Below are 16,385 nucleotides of genomic sequence, written 5' to 3' on the forward strand. Positions count from 1 at the left end.
GTTGGTTTGAATTCTTAAGTCCGTGTTAATATTATTGGTTTTCAGTTATTAAATTTAATAACTGATCGCCGTCCATAGTTGCGTATATGTAGTACGGGATAACGGTTACTTTCCCTTTCAGCTGATACTGAGAGGGAAGGTCTTCTTCCAAGAAAGAAAGATGAGGCCCGATTAAAATATGATCGTAGGTCTCGATCTCTTTGGTTAAAGATGTTTCAGGGCATACCGACACTTCAATGCGTAGTCCTTTTTCCTTCACAGCAGCCCGCAATTTTACAGCCATAAAACTACTGGATGCTCCTGTACCACATATCAAAGCGACTTTAATCATTATCAGTTCTCAGATTGGAGAGTTACTCACCGAGTCCACCGGCAATACCGTCACTGATCGCTGCCAGCGCATGTTCCGCATCGACACCATCCAATGTGACGAGAATTTTATGACCACATTTAATCCCACAGGTCATTAATTTCATCAGGCTTTTGGCATTGGCTGGTTTTCCCTGGGCTGTCAGGTTGGTGATGGTAATATCGCTTTCATACTTTTTTGCGATATTGACAAGCACGGCACCAGGCCTGGTATGAAGACCACTTTTGTTGGCGATTACAAATTCGGCTTTCAGCTGCATAGCATTTTCACTCATCTTTAATTTCCAATAAAAATTGAATCAGTTTCCATAAGTAATGCAGATAACGTGCCAATATTTTTTAAATCTTTATAATCAAGTAATTAAATCAATGTGTTTCATTGCTGGGTCGATGTGTTTCGTCATGATGGGTGATCTATTTCACAAACAAAACGAATGCGTCAGTGTGATTGACTTCACATCTAAAACACTTCTTTCTGTTTGTGTTCAGCAGTCAGTCCTACTGAAGCGAGCAAATAGAGGCGGGTAACGGGGGCAAGGAAAAAGTGAGCTATCTTTTAGCTTGCTCCCGTTCGTCATTCCGTAACACGGGGGAACAGATTGACGGCAGCTTCCGGCTGAATGATGACTTTTACCTGATGGAGGTGAAATGGCATCAGAACAGGACACCGGCGGCAGACTTGCACGTATTCGAAGGGAAACTCTGTACCAAAGCAGCAGGGAGGCGGGGGGAGCCATCAGCTGGATGGGGCTTACTTCGCCCAGTCTTCCAGCACCAGACCCGGCGCCCGCTCAAACTCCCGTACATTATTGGTCACCAGCACAGCCCCGGCCGCAATGGCGTGCCCGGCGATGGCCGTGTCGTTTGGTCCAATCGGTGTGCCGGCGGTGCGCAGCGCCAGTTTGATGTCGATGGTGGCGTCCACCGCGGCGCGGTCCCAGGGTAGGATAGCATCGAGGCGAGCGCAGAACGCGCCAACCAGCTGCACGTGACGCGGCGAGGCCTTCGGGCCGGTGGCCCCGAAGCACATCTCTGAGTAAGTGATGGCCGAGACTACGATGCGCTGGTTGCGCAGTATCGCCTGCTCCAGGCACTTCAGCACCTACGGTGTGAAAAACTGTCCACGATATTTATCACCCAGCTCGAGTTTCATGAAAACCCCTCCCAGAAAATCTCCTGGAGAATCGTCAAGCCCGCCGACAACATGGGCCAGCAGCTTTGCCATGCTGAGAACATCCTGCTTTTCATAACGCGCAACAATACGCAGATATTTCTGTTCCCGCTTTTCGCAAAAGCTGAGGGCATTCTGAAGAGCAATGACGCTGCAGCTGACAAAGTCCTCGAAAACCTGATACCGGTGATGATAGCGGGCTGTCTGGTTAAAGAGGAAAATAAAAGCCTTTTCGTGATCAATGACACCTTTCATATTCGTTCTTGTCTCCGTAACAGGAAACACAGTCCTCCCGGGAAACAGTGTTTCCCGGGAGGGTAAAAAAAGGGCCACAACTTACGTTGTGGCCAGTGGGTTCAGCGGGTCTCCCCGGTCATTCAGTCTGAGCGTCAGGCACGCACGCTGCCGTACTGATTTGTCGTTACCGGGGCCGGCACGACAGGAGTGAGATCAGTGACCAGGTACATCCGGGCACCGGCACCTTCCTCAGGCATAAGTCGCGACACATCTTCCGGATAAGGGCCACTGTCAACATGATCTCCCTGTTCAAAGCAGTTGTACCCGAACGAACCGACATCAGGCGAAGCCCAGTAATGCCGGATTTCGCAGTCAAATAGCCGGGACATCTCCCCCATCACCTCCCCTGAGGGTGGATACCACGGAGAAACAAACGTCAGCACCAGCGTGTTCATCGTCTCGCGACTCCAGCAGGCCTGATGCCCCGCCGGGAACTCCATGCCAAAAAGCTGCTCATACAGTTCCGACGTCGTGTTGAGGGCACGAAACAGCCCGCTGTTGCCGTTCAGCTCTGTTGCAAGACGTGACGGCATCACCATCAGCATATCGCAGGGGCACGTCGTCTCCGGCATGATACTGAGCCAGTTCCAGCGCTCCTCCGGATCAAACGAGCCGCCTGCACCGGCGACACCAAACCAGTCAGCGTAGTGAACGGCCATCAGCTGTGTCATTATCTGCCGCGCGCTGGCCGGTATACTTTCCCATTTCAGGCTGTCCACCCCGGACTGAAGGTAGATCCGCTCCATACGGGAAATGACCTGGCTGTCAAGCCACGCATCCTTTTCCAGCAATTCAAGAAAATGCTGGAATGCCAGGTTAGGGGGTACTGATGACACGACACCGGCAGCAGTAAGTAAAGGGTAAGCAACATACTCCGTCGCTTTAGTGGATCTAAGTATCCCGGCACATCCGGCCAGAAACAGCTTTATCCCCTGCTGTATGGCATGACGGTAACGCGGCGTTTCTGTGCCGGCGATCCAGGCCTGCATAACGTCAACACAAACAGATTTTGCGGTAATTTCCAGACGGTTTTTGCACCATGAAAACATAGTGTGTACTCCTCTTTCGTTAAAAAAGAGGACATCTCCCTGAGGAGATGCCCTCAGGGGACGTATGGCCGGAGCCATAAGATTGTGGTTAAGCAGCCTGTTCCAGTTGACGGTTCAGCGGCTGCAGAAGAAATTCCGAGGCTTCCCGGGCAAACCGGCAGGCACGGAAAAATGCTTTTTTGTCGTCACGAAGCACCTTCAGCCAGCTGGCCAGGTAGCTTTCATGCTGCACATCACCGTAGATACCCAGCTCTGCACAGAGAAAGGCGCTGCCGGTTTCCGCGATAAGCTCCTCGAAGGCATAAACCGGATCACCGAATTTACGCGACGACGACGTTATCCCTTCACGGTTCAGGCGACTACTGTGCCCGGTTGCATGAACCAGCTCATGCAACAATGTGGACCAGTAATCCGCTTCAGACACAAACTGCAACGTTGTTGGCATCACAATCCGATCGGTCGATGGCTGATAATATGCACGGTTCTGGCGGTAAGACGTGCACGCCACGCCTGTCGCATTCAGTATTGCCAGCATCTGCTCTTGCTGATGCTCACTGAGTATTGAACCACAGTCATCTTCTGTCGTTGTCGCGTGCTGCATACCTGTGACAGCGTCCGGCAGCCCGTCGCACTGGGCAACATTGAAGAGCTGCAGTGGTTTCAGAATTGCAAGCGACTCCATCACAGGGCTACCGTCCTTATCGAACAGCTTGTTGTCATTATCATCCGTCGCCTGCTTTTCAAAAGGCTTGTAGATAATGGCCATCGAGCTGGATTCACCCTTTCGAACCTGGCCACCCACAGCCTTCGCCTGCTGATATGTCAGCCATCGATCGGAATTAAACCCCCGCTCTTCAGCTGACATCCACAACAGTGGAATATTCACGCCGCTGTAATGGCGGCCGGTTGTGGCATTCACCGGTAAAGCACTGCCATGCACATTCTTTGCAGAACGCCACGGTCGGCGCCACGGTGGAACCCCTTTTTCCAGGGCAGCAATGATTTTGTCGGTGACCTGCTGATATAGATCAACTTTCTGAGCCGGCGCGGCCTTCCGGCCGCGAATGGATTTGTTCATACGGATGCAACCTGTAAAAAAACGGGCGCATCCTTCCTGGTGGCGGAAGAATACGCCACAAGGAGTGGAAAAGAGTGTAAAGACAGGCAGAAATGCGTTTCAGGGACGACTACCCATATAACGGCGTGAACCGTCAGACATAACCTCACTGATGCTGCTGCGAACACTGCGGACAGCACTCTCGAACATTACGCGGTCGGCCTGCTTTGCCCGTTTGCAGTCAAGACGTATTACTCGGTCAAGCACATGCAGCGCCTGTGAGCGCCAGCTGAGGCGCTCTGCATTCCCCACACAGGCAGGTAAATGACGAAGCGACTGATCGTAAAGCCAGCAAATATTGCTGCGATATTCCTCCACCAGGACATACACCTTTTCAGGCGGACGAGTCTCTTTACGAATGGTCATACCTGCCCCTAGAGGGCCAGTGGAAGGCATCATAAAAAGATCGTGGTGTTCATTCAGAACCGCATCGAATTTGCTTTGTTCCATAAAGGTCTGAAAAGCGTAATCCTTCTCAGGAATTAACATGTCTGCATTTTCCGACCAGTTTGCATCTTTAGTGGGATTACAGCCTTCCGCCCATGCCCTGAGCCATTCTCCGGGGTTTCTGTCATCCGGAACCCGGATGTATATCCCGAGATTTTTCTCAAGCAGCAGTGGCCTTTGCATACCGCCTTGCTGCGACAGCAGAGGACGAAGTTCGGTTGATGTAAAGCGAATCATCTGGACTCCTTAAACTGTAAGGAGGAGACCTCCCCGGGAGGGAAGATCCCTCCGGGAAGTGAGTAAAATAATCAGGAATGATTTAGTCGAAACGGTAACGAAGCCCTGCCAGCTGCTGCGCCATCTCGCGTCCGGCCTTCATGGCCATACGCGCTGACGCAAACCTGCCTGCAGTAGCACACTGCTGGTAGCAGAAATCCCGCGAACTGTATCCCGTACGACGGGAGATCACCGCCTTAAAAACACCGTTATCCGGTATAACTTCCGGCCGAAAACCACTGTGGCCGCTGCGGTTCATGATCCACTCTGACTGACGTGAATTCATCGCCGTATACAGGCGGTTCAGCCGTGTTGTTGCAAGGGTGATCAGTGAAAGAAGTATACTTCTCATGGATTTCTCCTTTGGTTAAAAAAGCGGAGAAATCCTCACCGCGGCTGCTGGGAGTTTTCCCCGCATGGGTGAGCTATCAGTATTTAAATGTCTTTCGTGAAAGACAGGACAATGTTGTTAAAAGATGAAACTAGCAATCCCGGTCGCATTCACGCCAGTAATCCCGTGCGTGATTGGTTCCCAGCATAAAACCGTAGCTCCATGCATTAGTGTCACCTTCAGCGTCAAAACGTTTCCCCGTGAGGACAACATCATCGACAAACTTACGCAGAGAGTCAGGGATCAGGTTCATCTCAAGGGATTCACCTATAACACTGGCAAGGTGAATGGTCTGACTGCAGCGTTCCGGAAAACCATCCAAATCGACACTATCCGGAATACCACAAATATTCAGCGCATTAGCTTTCTGTAACATCCCTTCAATATCCGACATCACGGAAATGAAATCCGAAGTTGAATGGGTATTGGCACCAAGTAGATCAGCAGTAATAGCGAAAGGAGTCATAAAAGGTTCCTTACGAAGAGTGGAACCCTGCCCTTTCGGGAACAGTGTCCCGTTTGGGTGAAGTCAATAAAGCGTAAACCGCGTTCAGAAGTGAGAAACCGCTTCGGCCTCCCGTTCTGCAGCTTCGCTGAATCCGCTCTGACAACCTTCCTGCCATTGCGTGGCATCGAGCTGCGTACCGGTAAGAGAAAGATGACGAATGTACCAGCATGGCCTGCGCACCTTCAGTCCGTAATACTCGCGCTCTCCGAAGAAAATACCGGCGTGATAAACAGTAAACTCAACGAGTTCATCAGGATTGATACATTCACGGTAAGTACGGGCAAGTTCAAGTTCCCTGCCTACCAGGAGTAACGTTTTAGCATCATCAGTGAACCAGAAAAACCACTCGGCCAGAAGCGTACGTGGAGCAATGACGCTCACGATACGCTCAGCAAATACAGCTGTATGGTAAATAACGCGAAGGAATAACATGGTGTAATTTTCCTTAAAAAAGGAAAACAACCACCCGGTCGGGAAGCGTTTTCCCGCAGGAGGCCTGGCTACATGTTCTGTCTGCGACAGAACAATTTACCCGGTATGATGTTGAAAGAACCTTAACTCGCACGAGCCTCTGTTTTCAAAGGTTAAACAGATTTAATAAACCACCCGAAGGCGCCACTCTCAGGTTCCGTGGCATTGGCATGTGATTACCCGAAGGCGCCTGTCTCAAATCACTCAGGCATTGGCAGTTGTCATGATGACAACGGTTAGCAGAGAAAATGTACTCCAGCGCACATTCCAAATCAACAACGTTACAGTGAATTTTATAAAGATGCCCACGACACTTTCACCGTCTCGCAACGTTCGCCGAACTAGGCTTCTGCCATGATGGAATCGGGATCACACTGCTGAGAGTAGGTTCCGTTTTTAAGCAACGTTGCTAAAGTCACTGAAATAGGAACGCTAAATTCACCCGCCCTGATGTTTTCAATGCTGTCGGGATCACACATCAGTAATGAACCCGTAAATATAAACCCTTCCTCTGAAATGGCGGTCTCGTAACTGAAATCCATACCGTCATCAAAATGCCGATTAATTGTTGCAAAAGTATCTATCTCATTAACAGGCGAAAAGCATTATTAATAATCAGTCCATCAGTGACTGACAGTAAACATTTCTGATGTAGGTTCCGCGACCATCACCATGACCGAGATCCATTGAAGTCAGTGCCAGTGATTCTTCTTTCGAATACCCTTGAGCAAGATGATATCGAAAAGCATCTTCAGCAAAACTGTAACGTAAACTGTGCGGCGTCTCATTTCCGCCGGTCATTTCTGTGCGGAGCGTATTTCTGTAAAAATCCATCGCTGATTTTAAATCGGGTTTATCAATAATTTTACCGTTATTGTTTTCGGCGTATTTTATGGCACGACTGACCGCCCCAATAACTTTTTCTCTGTCCACAATTGTCGTCATTCTTGCGCGTCCCCCTTTAGTGCCGAAAATCACTTTCAGCGTTTTATCACCTCGCATTAATGCTGCCTGCCAGGTCTTTAAAGATTTCGCTGACTGAATAACTTCTTCATTTCTCAGTCCAATATAACGCGACAGGCACACCGCAACGGCAACGCCCTCGTTCTTTTTTTCAATGCTGTCCATTATCTGAAGGTAGCGTTCTTCCGGAATGGATTTTTTGGTGCCCCTGCGACTCGTGTCGGAAATACCCAGAATTTTATTATTTAAACGGTCATGAGTGGGGTCGGCCATTTTATGTTTGCCAGCATTACGGAGCATGACTCTTATCGCTGACATTTCATTTTGCCGTGTCCGCCTGGAGACTTCATCAGATGAGCGACTATTCATATACATCTCAATATGCCGGACCTTCAGTTGTGACACCGAGCTTATCTGAATATTAAGCGCAGCCAGTCGCTCAGCAAACCGGTGCATAATTCTGGAATAGTCACCCTGCTTTTTAAAGCTTCCTCCGCTTTTACGGATTTCGGCGACGAGCTCCTGTTTTAGCAGTTTTTCACGCCTGGACATCTGTACCTCCTTAACAGTTTTACACGTAAAACATCATTACGGGCAGATGTCGTTTTCTGCCGTTCCGTGAAAACGGCAGAAAACGACACCCGCATTACCCTGGCGACACGGTTTGGGTTCGCGCATCCTGCGTCGTAATGAGTACCTGAGCACCAGGGAAGTGCAAAGTGTTGAGGTTTTGAGAGGTATCAAATCAGTGTTCTACACTGACCGCAGCTTTCGCTGTACCTGTTTCCAGGTCGCCCCCGATATCACCCTCCGATGATATCGCCGATTCGGTATCTCATTACATAACTATTCCTTAATTAACAATGTGATAAATCGTATTTGTTTTGCGATTTCACTGGGTTGAAAAAAATGTGTTCGTCTTCTCACTTCGTTTCACGTTGTAATTCGTGACGAAACAGGCAAGTAACACGTGTTAAACATGACTTCGTAATGAACATCGTGCGCGCGTCACTTGGTACTCGTTTCACTCGTACGCAAGTGACGCCGCGCTCCTCTGCTCTCAATGCAGCCGTGGAAGATGCCCAAATGTTCCAAATGGTCATACCCACGCCGCAAAGTTCGCAACGGCCATCAGCGTCATAAAAAGAGAAAACAGTAAGAAGTAAGAAAATTGCGGCCAACCAACGGCTGCAAGACGTATCCGGAAGGCAGATACAGAAGTAGAAGGGACCTTCATCGCCAGTATGCGATCTTCGTTTTCAAAGGTTAAACGAAGGTACCACCCGAAGGCGCCACTCTCAGGTTTAATGTGGCATTGGCATGTGATTACCCGAAGGCGTCCCTCTCAAATCACCGGGACATTGGCATGTTGCTTAATGCAACGGTATAACGGGGAGATAGTAGATCGAACCGTGATCCATTTTCAAGTAGCTTATGCCGTTAACGTATATGCTGAGTTTGGTTCCAAACCCGGAGATTCGTGGTATTCTCCCCCGAATACGGATGATTAAGACGACTCCAATCAGGTGATAAATATGTTCAGGACGCCTCCGGTAAATACCATTTCACATATAAATGATATTACTCACACTCGCCTTATAAATTACAAAAAGATCTTTTTAGTTTTGGATGACTCCGAACTTCATGGTGTTTACAGCTGGAATGAAGAGATTGCATCAAAAATGATGTATCTGATTGGCATGATTGAAGTAACACTCAGGAACAGGATACACGCAGGAATTAGCAAGTTAATTTATAACAATCACAGAATATATTGCAATTCCATTCCATCAGGCAATGCCACGTCATGCGACTGGTATAATCACCTTAACCTAAGCCAGAACTATGAACTTAAACGTGCTTTCAACAAAGAATTGAATGACAGGCAGGGTAATGCTTTAACTCCTCCTCCATCACCACATAAAGTTATCTCATCAATTGAGAATGGGAAGTGGTTTTATATAATGAAAGTCAAGAAAACACTCAATTCTAATAAAATTGCATGGAATGATGTTTTCCCTGATGTATTCGTGAATTATCCGACATCTCTTTCCGGTACAGATAACCAAGCAAATAAAAAAAGAAACACCGTTCTAAACAGACTCAAGTCATTTAATAAAATACGTAATCGCTGTGCTCATTTTGAACCTGTCTGGAAATTTGGATCTTTAATCTCTGAGGAAGACGGGAGTGTACTTAAACCAGAGCCGATAGATACAATCACATGCTTGGCCAGATTGAAACTAGAATATAATAAAATGACCGAATTGCTGAACTGGTTATCTCCGGATATGTCTGCTTATTATGAAAGCACCCGTACACATCAAGAGCTGACCTTTCTTATCAGCCATGGCGGACTTAAAAATTTCAGAGAGAGTGAAAAAGTGAAAAAAATGAATCTATCCAAGATTAGCCGCATTCATAATATCAAGAGACATTTGCTGAAAAAAGAATCCGTTCTATTGCAGTACAAAGGGAAAGTTGTCGGACGTTTTCATCCATGGTAAATGCGAAAAAGCCACCCTTTAGAGGTGGCTTTTTCATTACTTCCTTTGCATCTCCGATGCATCTCACATACACGCCTTCGGTAAGGAGACTGTCATGGCAACGAGACGTCTACGAAAACAATGGTACCTATGAGCTCCCCCCATGTCAACTTTCCACAACATGAGACAGCAACAGTAGTGCCAGATACGATACGCAAGGAGTACGGCCAACAGAAGCGTTAAGCGCTGGACAGAAACCAAGGTATTCCACTCAAAAAACATACAATAATTTGCTTGCGTAACAGTTTTTTAGTAGCTTAGTTCTATCACACTTAGAGCAAAGGAGCCGTCACGATGAGTGAAAGTGGATTCGATGATGACGACTTAAGTCTCACTCTGGCCCGGTTCGTCGGTAAACGCCGTAATCTCGTTTGTGATGAATCCAAGCTGAAGTGGAAAAAACCTGAGCCAATTGCACTAACAAGCGCAACCAATTCATTGGGGATTAGTGTACTGAATTCTGTAGCATCCGCAGTTTCTAAAGCGCAGAAAAATTATGATGATACCGAATTCAGGAAAAATAGGCCGTGGCTTTGGTATAGCTGGGAACGCAAAGAAGATTTTAAATAAAACGGTGGTAATGACCACCCTTTTGGTTTTGACAAATTAACTTACTTAGACCTTGTTTATTCCACCTTTGATACCACCTGAAGCTGCATCAATAGCTATTCCTTGTGCTTGTTTTCCTGCTTCAGAACCAGCTTGCATTGGCATTTTTGCACCATCACTTAGATGGCTTGCCATCGTTCCGATGCGGGCTCCAGCCCATCCAAGCATTCCCACCCAAAAAGCCGGAAACACAACATACATCATCCCCAGAACCAGGTTCATAATCCACCCATCAGCTGTTGAACTGAAAAAGGTGGCGAAAGGCACCGAGCTGTTTGCAATCCCCTGCTCCGCCATATTGTCATAAAGAATGGTGATCAATCTGTCATCCAGCCAACTTGCCAGCTCCCACCAGAACGTAATGAACTGAAGAGCGAAAAACGCGAACGAGATAGTAAAAATGGTTTTCGGATCGTAGGCGCTGAACATCAGCAAAACTGGAATGACCATGATTATCATCATCAGCAATAATGCCTGAATCATTGGCAGTGCCTGTTTCAATGCATCAAAACCTGGTAAGGCTTCTGCCTGTTTAAGGCCAAGGCCAATAGAAGAAGTAAGTCGCGTAAGATTGCCGACAACGCCAGTGGTTGTATCATTACTCCCGACAGCATAAGTGGTGCCACCACCTGACAGATCCGCATTGCGGGGGCTGACAATCCAGCGGAGCGCAATTTCCTCCCATTGCTGCCCGGGGAACTGACGTTGCATCTCCTTGCGGGTATTATCACTAAAGCTGGCCAGCACTCTTTTACGAAGCCCGGACGAGCCATCAGACCACCACGTCTTACACGATGGAAATCCACCCGCGCCGGTATCCGGATAACCACTGTCCCTGCTGCTGTCGTAGGGCCACTGGCTGCGTGGCGTCATGGCCGTGTAGTAATCATAGTATCCGGAAGTGTTCAGGAAGTAGCTGCTGCCGATCCATCCCACCGAGTTGATGGTGGCATCACTGAGCTGGCTGTTGCTGTTTTTTAGCCTGAAATACGCCCTGGAGTAGCACTGGTCTGCAAACTCCTGCACCTCCTGCAGCAATACAGGATCACGCAGCTTCGTGTTCTGAACGTCAAAACGCATCTGCCGCAAATTAGTACCGCATGGGATTGACGCAATCATCGCCTGCGTCGTGCCCTTCGACATCATGTGCAGAAGATACCACCAGACCGGGACTTCCGCCGTACGACCGTCAAAATCATTGACAAGTCCTTTGTAGCCCGAGTTCTGCAGTGTCGGCACGCTGACACCACACTGTTTTGCGCGCGAATTGTCGAACTTAATCGTGCTGATATCAACCGGCAGCAGCGGAATGCAGCAGAAGAGCATGATCAGGTAGGACACATACAGCGCGTGCTCGATACGGGGAAGCGCAAGAAGCCCTTTGTTCCCTTCGTCGGCCCCCTCTTCCCTGACTTTCAGCCAGACACCCAAAACCCTGAAAACCAGCGGCAGGGCAAAAAGCCCCGTGTTGCCAAGAATCCCCCAAAGGGCATTGTTCATTACCCAGCCGAAAAGAACGAGAAAGTATTCCAGAAAACTGTTTGCGGTCATCGCCCTCTCCTTACACAACCGTTGTCCACGCCACATACTCAGTGGTGAGCAGGAAAAATACCCCAAACAGTTTCATACGCATCAGCCGTGGACGTGCATCCGGCCAGCGCATAGTTGCCTGTGGACGGACTTTCATAATCCAGACTGCAGTGAGAGCTGCGTAAAGGGTCAGTCGCCAGGCAAACAGCCCCCACCGGCTGTCATGCAGCCAGCGTCTCGTGACGTGGCCATCAGGATCGTACGCCATAAAAACCGCTGCAACGGCAAACATGCCAGCCGTCATCAGCAGGATAAGTAACATCAGGAAGAGAATGCGGCCGGTACGGCCGTTGAAAGAAAAGAGTCTCATATCAGTTCGCTCCGGAAGACTGAGGCTGGCCCATCTTACTGAAACCCTGATCTTCATTACCGGCTTTCTGCTGCAGACGGTTATCCTGATTCCTTGCCCCCTGCCGTTCCAGAGCCGTCAGCAGGCTGTTATTACTGATGGACTTACGTAACTCCATCTCGTTACGCAGTGCCGCCAGTTCGCGGTCAAGCGCATCGATACGGCGATCTCCTTCGGCAATGGCCTCCGGCTGCTCTGCGGCATTCGGCTCCGATTCACCGGTGGTGAGCATCCTGCGCATGGTAAGCGCTGTTTCAACGGTGTCTGACATCGCCAGCTCGCCAGCAAGTCGCTGGACCAGGGCTGCTTTGTCCGGATCGTCACGTAAAGCCTGAATCACACCACGGGTAACAACCAGACTGCCGGTTTTGAGTACGCCGAGATTATCCGTGGTGGGCTGTAGCTGACCATAAACCAACTTCGTCAGTTGCTCCAGGTTCTCTTTGGTGGCATCTTCAAGGATCGGGGAAAACCCCGTGCCGGCGACGGCGCTGCCCGGCTGATTATCCGTGCCACCGCTGGTGCATTCACTGGTTTCCCGACAGGTCCGAATCGAGCGATCGCCCAACACTTTTACAACGGCCGCGGCGGCTTCTTCAGAGGATTTATAGCGCTGGCAGGCGGTACCATTGCAGCCTGAAGAGCCAACACTGCTGTTACTGGTCACCGGTAAACTATTCATCATGTTATAGCCCGCTTTGGCCAGATCCCGCGTGGGCTGAATGGCCGGCTGCCCTTTGCCCCCTCGTTTCTGCCCACCAACCCATGTCACACCTTCTTCACCGGTGGCCTTCTGCAGTTTCTGATCGCTGGAAACCGCATCTCCGCCACTGGTGGCCACAATATCCTTGTACTCCTCACTGACGGCTGCCTGCTGCCATTTGCTGCCCATGGTGTAATCAGCCAGCTTCTTCGACATGTTCTGACAGTTCAGCATCGCTTTATCAAAGCTCAGCCCGGCCTGCATCAGCCCATTGGTGAGCATTTCATACAACCCGGGGTTCGCGCGCTGAATGGCCATTGCCGGCATACTCATGACGGCACCCGTGGCATCCTGCATGACATTTCCCATCAGGTCCTTAAACCCGCTGGTTATGCCGTTCAGTTGGTTGCCCACTGTCGTTTTAATATCAAAATTGCCACACATCAGGTCACTGCTGAGACCGGCGTTAACGCCGATCCGGGACATATTGTTACGACTGGGAGGTGGAGAAATAACCGAACCGCCCCCGATGGAGTAAAAGAGTCCGTCGCTAATCGCGTTGCCGCTGACAGACGCGCCCGATGAAGACAAAGAGAGATCCGCTGCCAGTGCCGGCAGCGCAGCAAAAACCAGTAAAAGACCTGCTTTTTTCATGTTCTGAACCTTTATGAGAAATCGGTGCTGGAGAGGAAGGTCTGACCGCGACGTTTGCAACAGCTGTACGGTTGCCACAACGCCCAGGCATAGTTACCGTCCTGGGCGGTTTTGCCGCCAGCGTCGGGAAAGACGGCGCAGCTCTGTGAGAGTTGTGGAGAAAGGCGCTGCCATTTGTGGTTTTTCGTGCCGGTATTTTCTTTTACCGGCTCAGGTGGCCAGTAACCTGGCGACTTCTGCCCGGTAAGCGGGTTGTAGACGTGGAGCTGACCAGAACGGGTGATGATGTCAGCAACTCGCTGAACGACCACGGCAGCAGATTTGTAACTGTCCGTCTGGGTGACAAATCCGCTGCGCGGGTAAACATTGCCCCACATCTCACCGGAAGTGACCTTGCCGATTTCCCGTTGGCCGGGGACGAGTGCTTCGGGATACAACATCTCCGGAACCCCGGTTCGCCAGACCAGTGCATCAAGAGAACTGTTGAAATAAGGCATGAACGGCGTCGCCGCGCTGGCACACGAGTAGCCCGGAACCATACCACCGATAATTTTCGCCGCAGGATGGCCATAAGCATCGCCGTAGTAATAATGCAGGTTCTGCTTACGTTCTCCGGGAACCTTCATCTCCTGACGGCCACCGCCCGTAATGACACCGGTTACATTCTCAAGGAGTGAACCTTCAGCTCCGCTGGCAGTGTCACTTACAGCCGCCATTTCAGTCCATGGGTTATCCCCCGGATTGAGGTAAACCGAGACCACCGCTTCCGGAATGAAATGCGTCACTTTTACCGACGTTTTTACCGTACAGCCAAAGGGGGTGCACAACAGCCAGTAGCAGATACCGCTGACGCGCCAGCTGATACAGTCAGGGCTTGCGGCACTGGCGAGCAGGCTTGCCGTATTGACACTGGCCATGGAGCCGGAACACACGAGCAGCGTGGCGATCGCAAGCCGGCGCGGACGGGAGGAGAACGGTTTCACTGGTTCTTCTCCTTCCAGGCGGTGAGCTGCCGGGTTGCCTCATTGACATCCGTTGTGCCGTAGACAACAAACTGGTCGTCAAAAACCACGGCCGGGTATTTTTCCAGCCCGACAGACCAGGCCCGGGTGACACCGGCATAAATATCAGCCAGCTGCTGCTGACGCTGCCGGAAATCAGGTGAAGCGATCACTGCCCGGGCCCGTTGCTCAGCAAGAGCCGGGTCGGCAGACAGTTCGCCGAAAAGCGTTGCCTGCGCGCGTTCGGGTGCATCGAGCTCAACAACAGTAACCCCCGCACCGGGGTTGGCGATGACAGGATGAGAGGCGTCGGTATATATCACGGTGCCGGCACGGGCGCCGACCGAAAGGAACAGTGCTGCCAGGCAGTAAAATGGAATTTTCATGAAAAACACTCCCTGAGTGTGAAAAACCCACTCAGGGTGCGTTCTGTTTACGGAATGGTCAGTAATTAATTATGACGGGAAAAATGATAATTAATCCTGCCCCGTTGATTCATTGTCCGCACGCCAGCGCAGATAGTCAGTTTCACACATAAACCCCGCTGCAGTCGCGTTACGTTCAATCATCCAGGGCGTCTCACCGTCTTTCACCAGGGGTAGCCATTCTGCCGGCATGACGGCAATGGTCGCCTCTGTCTCGTTCTGAGTGCGCTGGCACTCCCATGCCCCCGAATTTTCCCATGCGCGCAGGTGCCAGGTTTCCAGCTCTTCTTCCGTTGAATACGTTTCATGCATCATGAACTGGACAATACCATCACTCTCATCCATGCCAGTATGCTCCTCCGCATACCATGCCGCGATATCATCAGCCATCTGGCGCATCTCCTCATCGCGTTCCGCCTGACGTCGTTTACTTCTGTTCAGCCCTTCTGCAATCACGGCAGTCCAGTCAGGATAGGGGACCTGTATATGGGGGCCGCTTGGAAAACGGAAAATATCCTACGCTAAGCCTGTTTTTTAAGCAGGAATGACAGGCAGCATTGTGCCAAAAGCGGAAGTTGCTAAAACGGTTTACTGTGGCCAAAGGAATCAGGGTCATCAACCGACATTACTAACTGAAGGTTCTATCTAATATTGGGGGCAGGTCAGAATGTCCCGGAACGCTATGCGGCCAGTGGAGCAAGCCGGCGTTTCCGGTTCGCTGAGTGGGGCTTGACGACCCGGCAACGCTAGGGAGCCGAGCGGGCCATTGAGATGTCGCTGACATCGAGGAGAGAAGAACAGGAATGGATGGGGCATTTACTGCATCTTGCAGCAACCAGGATGTAGGTTATGACAGAGTATGTAGTTCAAGTTGGTATGCCGGTCCAGCCTTTTTCATCTTAGTGATGACCCCGCCCTTCATCTCCTAAACCCTGATTCACGATGAAACGTGCGGCAAAAAGTCTCATTCAGTTACCTGATCTAACATCGCAAGTAGGAAAAAAGCGGTGACGAAACTCGTGTAATACCAGATGCCTTCAACAGGTAATATTGACTCCACTTTATCACCAGCAAATATGCCAAGAAAACCAAAAGTCATTAAGATTAAAATACACACAGGGATGAGTTTAGCTTTGCTGTAAACATCTGCATAAACCAAGCCAAAATAAATTAAAAAACACATGCTTGCTGAATAAAGTATTTTGCCTGATAGAATAACTAATGCCTTAAACATTCTTACCCCTTCTGTATCACCAGAACTGAGAGAAATGACAAAGTCTCCAAAATCCAGTGAGAAGTCGCCATAACTTACATAGCAGGCGCATAGCATTGGCAAGACGATTACCTTACATAGATCCTTAAGATTCTTTATGTCGGTTATTTTGGGTAGAATATCCATTTTTATCCTCAATGAAACTAAGCACACAGGAAAGTGAGAATTAATCAATT

At 49.8% G+C, this 16,385-nt stretch carries 19 protein-coding genes and 2 pseudogenes; 3 read left to right on the forward strand and 18 right to left on the reverse strand.

The window, feature by feature from the left end; all coding sequences use genetic code 11:
* Positions 1 to 31 precede the first annotated feature (31 nt).
* Both N1249_RS18550 and N1249_RS18555 read right to left on the reverse strand, forming a co-directional pair.
* The gene (locus N1249_RS18550; RefSeq protein ID WP_259831939.1) at positions 32 to 331 is read right to left on the reverse strand and encodes a PTS sugar transporter subunit IIB; all 300 of its coding nucleotides are present in this window, start codon (positions 329 to 331) and stop codon (positions 32 to 34) included.
* A gap of 22 nt (positions 332 to 353) precedes the next feature.
* Positions 354 to 644 (reverse strand): HPr family phosphocarrier protein, encoded by a 291-nt coding sequence (locus N1249_RS18555; RefSeq protein ID WP_259831940.1) that lies wholly within the window; start codon positions 642 to 644, stop codon positions 354 to 356.
* A 293-nt stretch (positions 645 to 937) separates the two neighbouring features.
* On the opposite strand from N1249_RS18555, the pseudogene N1249_RS18560 reads away from it, so the two are divergent.
* Positions 938 to 1,143, forward strand: a pseudogene (locus tag N1249_RS18560) (DUF3644 domain-containing protein); the annotation flags it as partial.
* On the opposite strand, the gene N1249_RS18565 reads toward N1249_RS18560, so the two are convergent.
* The 9 genes and pseudogenes from N1249_RS18565 to N1249_RS18605 all read right to left on the reverse strand — a co-directional run bounded on the left by N1249_RS18565 (position 1,121) and on the right by N1249_RS18605 (position 7,611).
* The gene (locus N1249_RS18565) at positions 1,121 to 1,471 is read right to left on the reverse strand and encodes a type II toxin-antitoxin system VapC family toxin (protein ID WP_259831941.1); all 351 of its coding nucleotides are present in this window, start codon (positions 1,469 to 1,471) and stop codon (positions 1,121 to 1,123) included. The pseudogene N1249_RS18560 and the gene N1249_RS18565 overlap by 23 nt on opposite strands.
* 3 nt (positions 1,472 to 1,474) lie before the next feature.
* Positions 1,475 to 1,795, reverse strand: a pseudogene (locus tag N1249_RS18570) (SAM-dependent DNA methyltransferase); the annotation flags it as partial.
* 134 nt (positions 1,796 to 1,929) lie between these two features.
* A complete protein-coding gene (locus N1249_RS18575) occupies positions 1,930 to 2,886 on the reverse strand; it encodes a DUF1281 domain-containing protein (RefSeq protein ID WP_259831943.1) in 957 nt (318 codons plus the stop codon).
* Positions 2,887 to 2,974: 88 nt separating this feature from the next.
* Entirely contained in the window at positions 2,975 to 3,964 is a 990-nt protein-coding gene (locus N1249_RS18580) for an ArdC family protein (RefSeq protein ID WP_259831944.1), read from the reverse strand.
* A 99-nt stretch (positions 3,965 to 4,063) separates the two neighbouring features.
* Positions 4,064 to 4,687 (reverse strand): hypothetical protein, encoded by a 624-nt coding sequence (locus tag N1249_RS18585; protein WP_259831945.1) that lies wholly within the window; start codon positions 4,685 to 4,687, stop codon positions 4,064 to 4,066.
* Positions 4,688 to 4,769: 82 nt separating this feature from the next.
* A complete protein-coding gene (locus tag N1249_RS18590) occupies positions 4,770 to 5,078 on the reverse strand; it encodes a hypothetical protein (protein WP_259831946.1) in 309 nt (102 codons plus the stop codon).
* A 130-nt stretch (positions 5,079 to 5,208) separates the two neighbouring features.
* On the reverse strand, positions 5,209 to 5,583 hold the full coding sequence (locus N1249_RS18595; RefSeq protein WP_259831947.1) for a hypothetical protein: 375 nt from the start codon (positions 5,581 to 5,583) through the stop codon (positions 5,209 to 5,211).
* A gap of 84 nt (positions 5,584 to 5,667) precedes the next feature.
* Complete coding sequence (locus N1249_RS18600) at positions 5,668 to 6,057, reverse strand: hypothetical protein (RefSeq protein WP_259831948.1); 390 nt, start codon at positions 6,055 to 6,057, stop codon at positions 5,668 to 5,670.
* Positions 6,058 to 6,711: 654 nt separating this feature from the next.
* Positions 6,712 to 7,611, reverse strand: a complete 900-nt coding sequence (locus N1249_RS18605; protein WP_259831949.1) for an integrase domain-containing protein — start codon at positions 7,609 to 7,611, stop codon at positions 6,712 to 6,714.
* A 983-nt stretch (positions 7,612 to 8,594) separates the two neighbouring features.
* On the opposite strand from N1249_RS18605, the gene N1249_RS18610 reads away from it, so the two are divergent.
* Positions 8,595 to 9,566 carry an Abi family protein gene (locus N1249_RS18610; RefSeq protein ID WP_259831950.1) on the forward strand — a complete coding sequence of 324 codons (972 nt, stop codon included), beginning with the start codon at positions 8,595 to 8,597 and terminating at the stop codon, positions 9,564 to 9,566.
* A 333-nt stretch (positions 9,567 to 9,899) separates the two neighbouring features.
* Positions 9,900 to 10,175 carry a hypothetical protein gene (locus N1249_RS18615; protein WP_259831951.1) on the forward strand — a complete coding sequence of 92 codons (276 nt, stop codon included), beginning with the start codon at positions 9,900 to 9,902 and terminating at the stop codon, positions 10,173 to 10,175.
* Positions 10,176 to 10,220: 45 nt separating this feature from the next.
* Here N1249_RS18615 and N1249_RS18620 read toward each other — a convergent pair whose 3' ends face one another.
* The 7 genes from N1249_RS18620 to N1249_RS18650 all read right to left on the reverse strand — a co-directional run bounded on the left by N1249_RS18620 (position 10,221) and on the right by N1249_RS18650 (position 16,335).
* Complete coding sequence (locus N1249_RS18620; protein ID WP_259831952.1) at positions 10,221 to 11,765, reverse strand: conjugal transfer protein TraG N-terminal domain-containing protein; 1,545 nt, start codon at positions 11,763 to 11,765, stop codon at positions 10,221 to 10,223.
* 10 nt (positions 11,766 to 11,775) lie between these two features.
* Complete coding sequence (locus tag N1249_RS18625) at positions 11,776 to 12,114, reverse strand: hypothetical protein (RefSeq protein WP_259831953.1); 339 nt, start codon at positions 12,112 to 12,114, stop codon at positions 11,776 to 11,778.
* A gap of 1 nt (position 12,115) precedes the next feature.
* Positions 12,116 to 13,510, reverse strand: coding sequence for an integrating conjugative element protein (locus N1249_RS18630; RefSeq protein ID WP_259831955.1), 1,395 nt, complete (start codon positions 13,508 to 13,510; stop codon positions 12,116 to 12,118).
* 11 nt (positions 13,511 to 13,521) lie between these two features.
* Positions 13,522 to 14,493, reverse strand: a complete 972-nt coding sequence (locus N1249_RS18635; RefSeq protein ID WP_259831957.1) for a TIGR03756 family integrating conjugative element protein — start codon at positions 14,491 to 14,493, stop codon at positions 13,522 to 13,524.
* Entirely contained in the window at positions 14,490 to 14,897 is a 408-nt protein-coding gene (locus tag N1249_RS18640; protein WP_259831958.1) for a TIGR03757 family integrating conjugative element protein, read from the reverse strand. The genes N1249_RS18635 and N1249_RS18640 overlap by 4 nt, the downstream gene beginning before the upstream one ends.
* 90 nt (positions 14,898 to 14,987) lie before the next feature.
* Positions 14,988 to 15,326: a hypothetical protein gene (locus N1249_RS18645; protein WP_259831959.1), complete on the reverse strand. Its 339-nt coding sequence runs from the start codon at positions 15,324 to 15,326 to the stop codon at positions 14,988 to 14,990.
* Between the two features lie 574 nt (positions 15,327 to 15,900).
* Positions 15,901 to 16,335 carry a hypothetical protein gene (locus tag N1249_RS18650; RefSeq protein WP_259831960.1) on the reverse strand — a complete coding sequence of 145 codons (435 nt, stop codon included), beginning with the start codon at positions 16,333 to 16,335 and terminating at the stop codon, positions 15,901 to 15,903.
* Between the last annotated feature and the right edge of the window lie 50 nt (positions 16,336 to 16,385).

It is taken from the genome of Enterobacter sp. CP102 (genome assembly GCF_025152625.1).
Classification (GTDB): domain Bacteria; phylum Pseudomonadota; class Gammaproteobacteria; order Enterobacterales; family Enterobacteriaceae; genus Enterobacter; species Enterobacter soli.

Coding starts and splice junctions, on each gene's coding strand:
- N1249_RS18550 (WP_259831939.1), bottom strand. CDS start 331: ATGATTAAAGTCGCTTTGATATGTGGTACAGGAGCATCCAGTAGTTTT.
- N1249_RS18555 (WP_259831940.1), bottom strand. CDS start 644: ATGAGTGAAAATGCTATGCAGCTGAAAGCCGAATTTGTAATCGCCAAC.
- N1249_RS18575 (WP_259831943.1), bottom strand. CDS start 2,886: ATGTTTTCATGGTGCAAAAACCGTCTGGAAATTACCGCAAAATCTGTT.
- N1249_RS18580 (WP_259831944.1), bottom strand. CDS start 3,964: ATGAACAAATCCATTCGCGGCCGGAAGGCCGCGCCGGCTCAGAAAGTT.
- N1249_RS18585 (WP_259831945.1), bottom strand. CDS start 4,687: ATGATTCGCTTTACATCAACCGAACTTCGTCCTCTGCTGTCGCAGCAA.
- N1249_RS18590 (WP_259831946.1), bottom strand. CDS start 5,078: ATGAGAAGTATACTTCTTTCACTGATCACCCTTGCAACAACACGGCTG.
- N1249_RS18595 (WP_259831947.1), bottom strand. CDS start 5,583: ATGACTCCTTTCGCTATTACTGCTGATCTACTTGGTGCCAATACCCAT.
- N1249_RS18600 (WP_259831948.1), bottom strand. CDS start 6,057: ATGTTATTCCTTCGCGTTATTTACCATACAGCTGTATTTGCTGAGCGT.
- N1249_RS18605 (WP_259831949.1), bottom strand. CDS start 7,611: ATGTCCAGGCGTGAAAAACTGCTAAAACAGGAGCTCGTCGCCGAAATC.
- N1249_RS18610 (WP_259831950.1), top strand. CDS start 8,595: ATGTTCAGGACGCCTCCGGTAAATACCATTTCACATATAAATGATATT.
- N1249_RS18615 (WP_259831951.1), top strand. CDS start 9,900: ATGAGTGAAAGTGGATTCGATGATGACGACTTAAGTCTCACTCTGGCC.
- N1249_RS18620 (WP_259831952.1), bottom strand. CDS start 11,765: ATGACCGCAAACAGTTTTCTGGAATACTTTCTCGTTCTTTTCGGCTGG.
- N1249_RS18625 (WP_259831953.1), bottom strand. CDS start 12,114: ATGAGACTCTTTTCTTTCAACGGCCGTACCGGCCGCATTCTCTTCCTG.
- N1249_RS18630 (WP_259831955.1), bottom strand. CDS start 13,510: ATGAAAAAAGCAGGTCTTTTACTGGTTTTTGCTGCGCTGCCGGCACTG.
- N1249_RS18640 (WP_259831958.1), bottom strand. CDS start 14,897: ATGAAAATTCCATTTTACTGCCTGGCAGCACTGTTCCTTTCGGTCGGC.
- N1249_RS18645 (WP_259831959.1), bottom strand. CDS start 15,326: ATGGCTGATGATATCGCGGCATGGTATGCGGAGGAGCATACTGGCATG.
- N1249_RS18650 (WP_259831960.1), bottom strand. CDS start 16,335: ATGGATATTCTACCCAAAATAACCGACATAAAGAATCTTAAGGATCTA.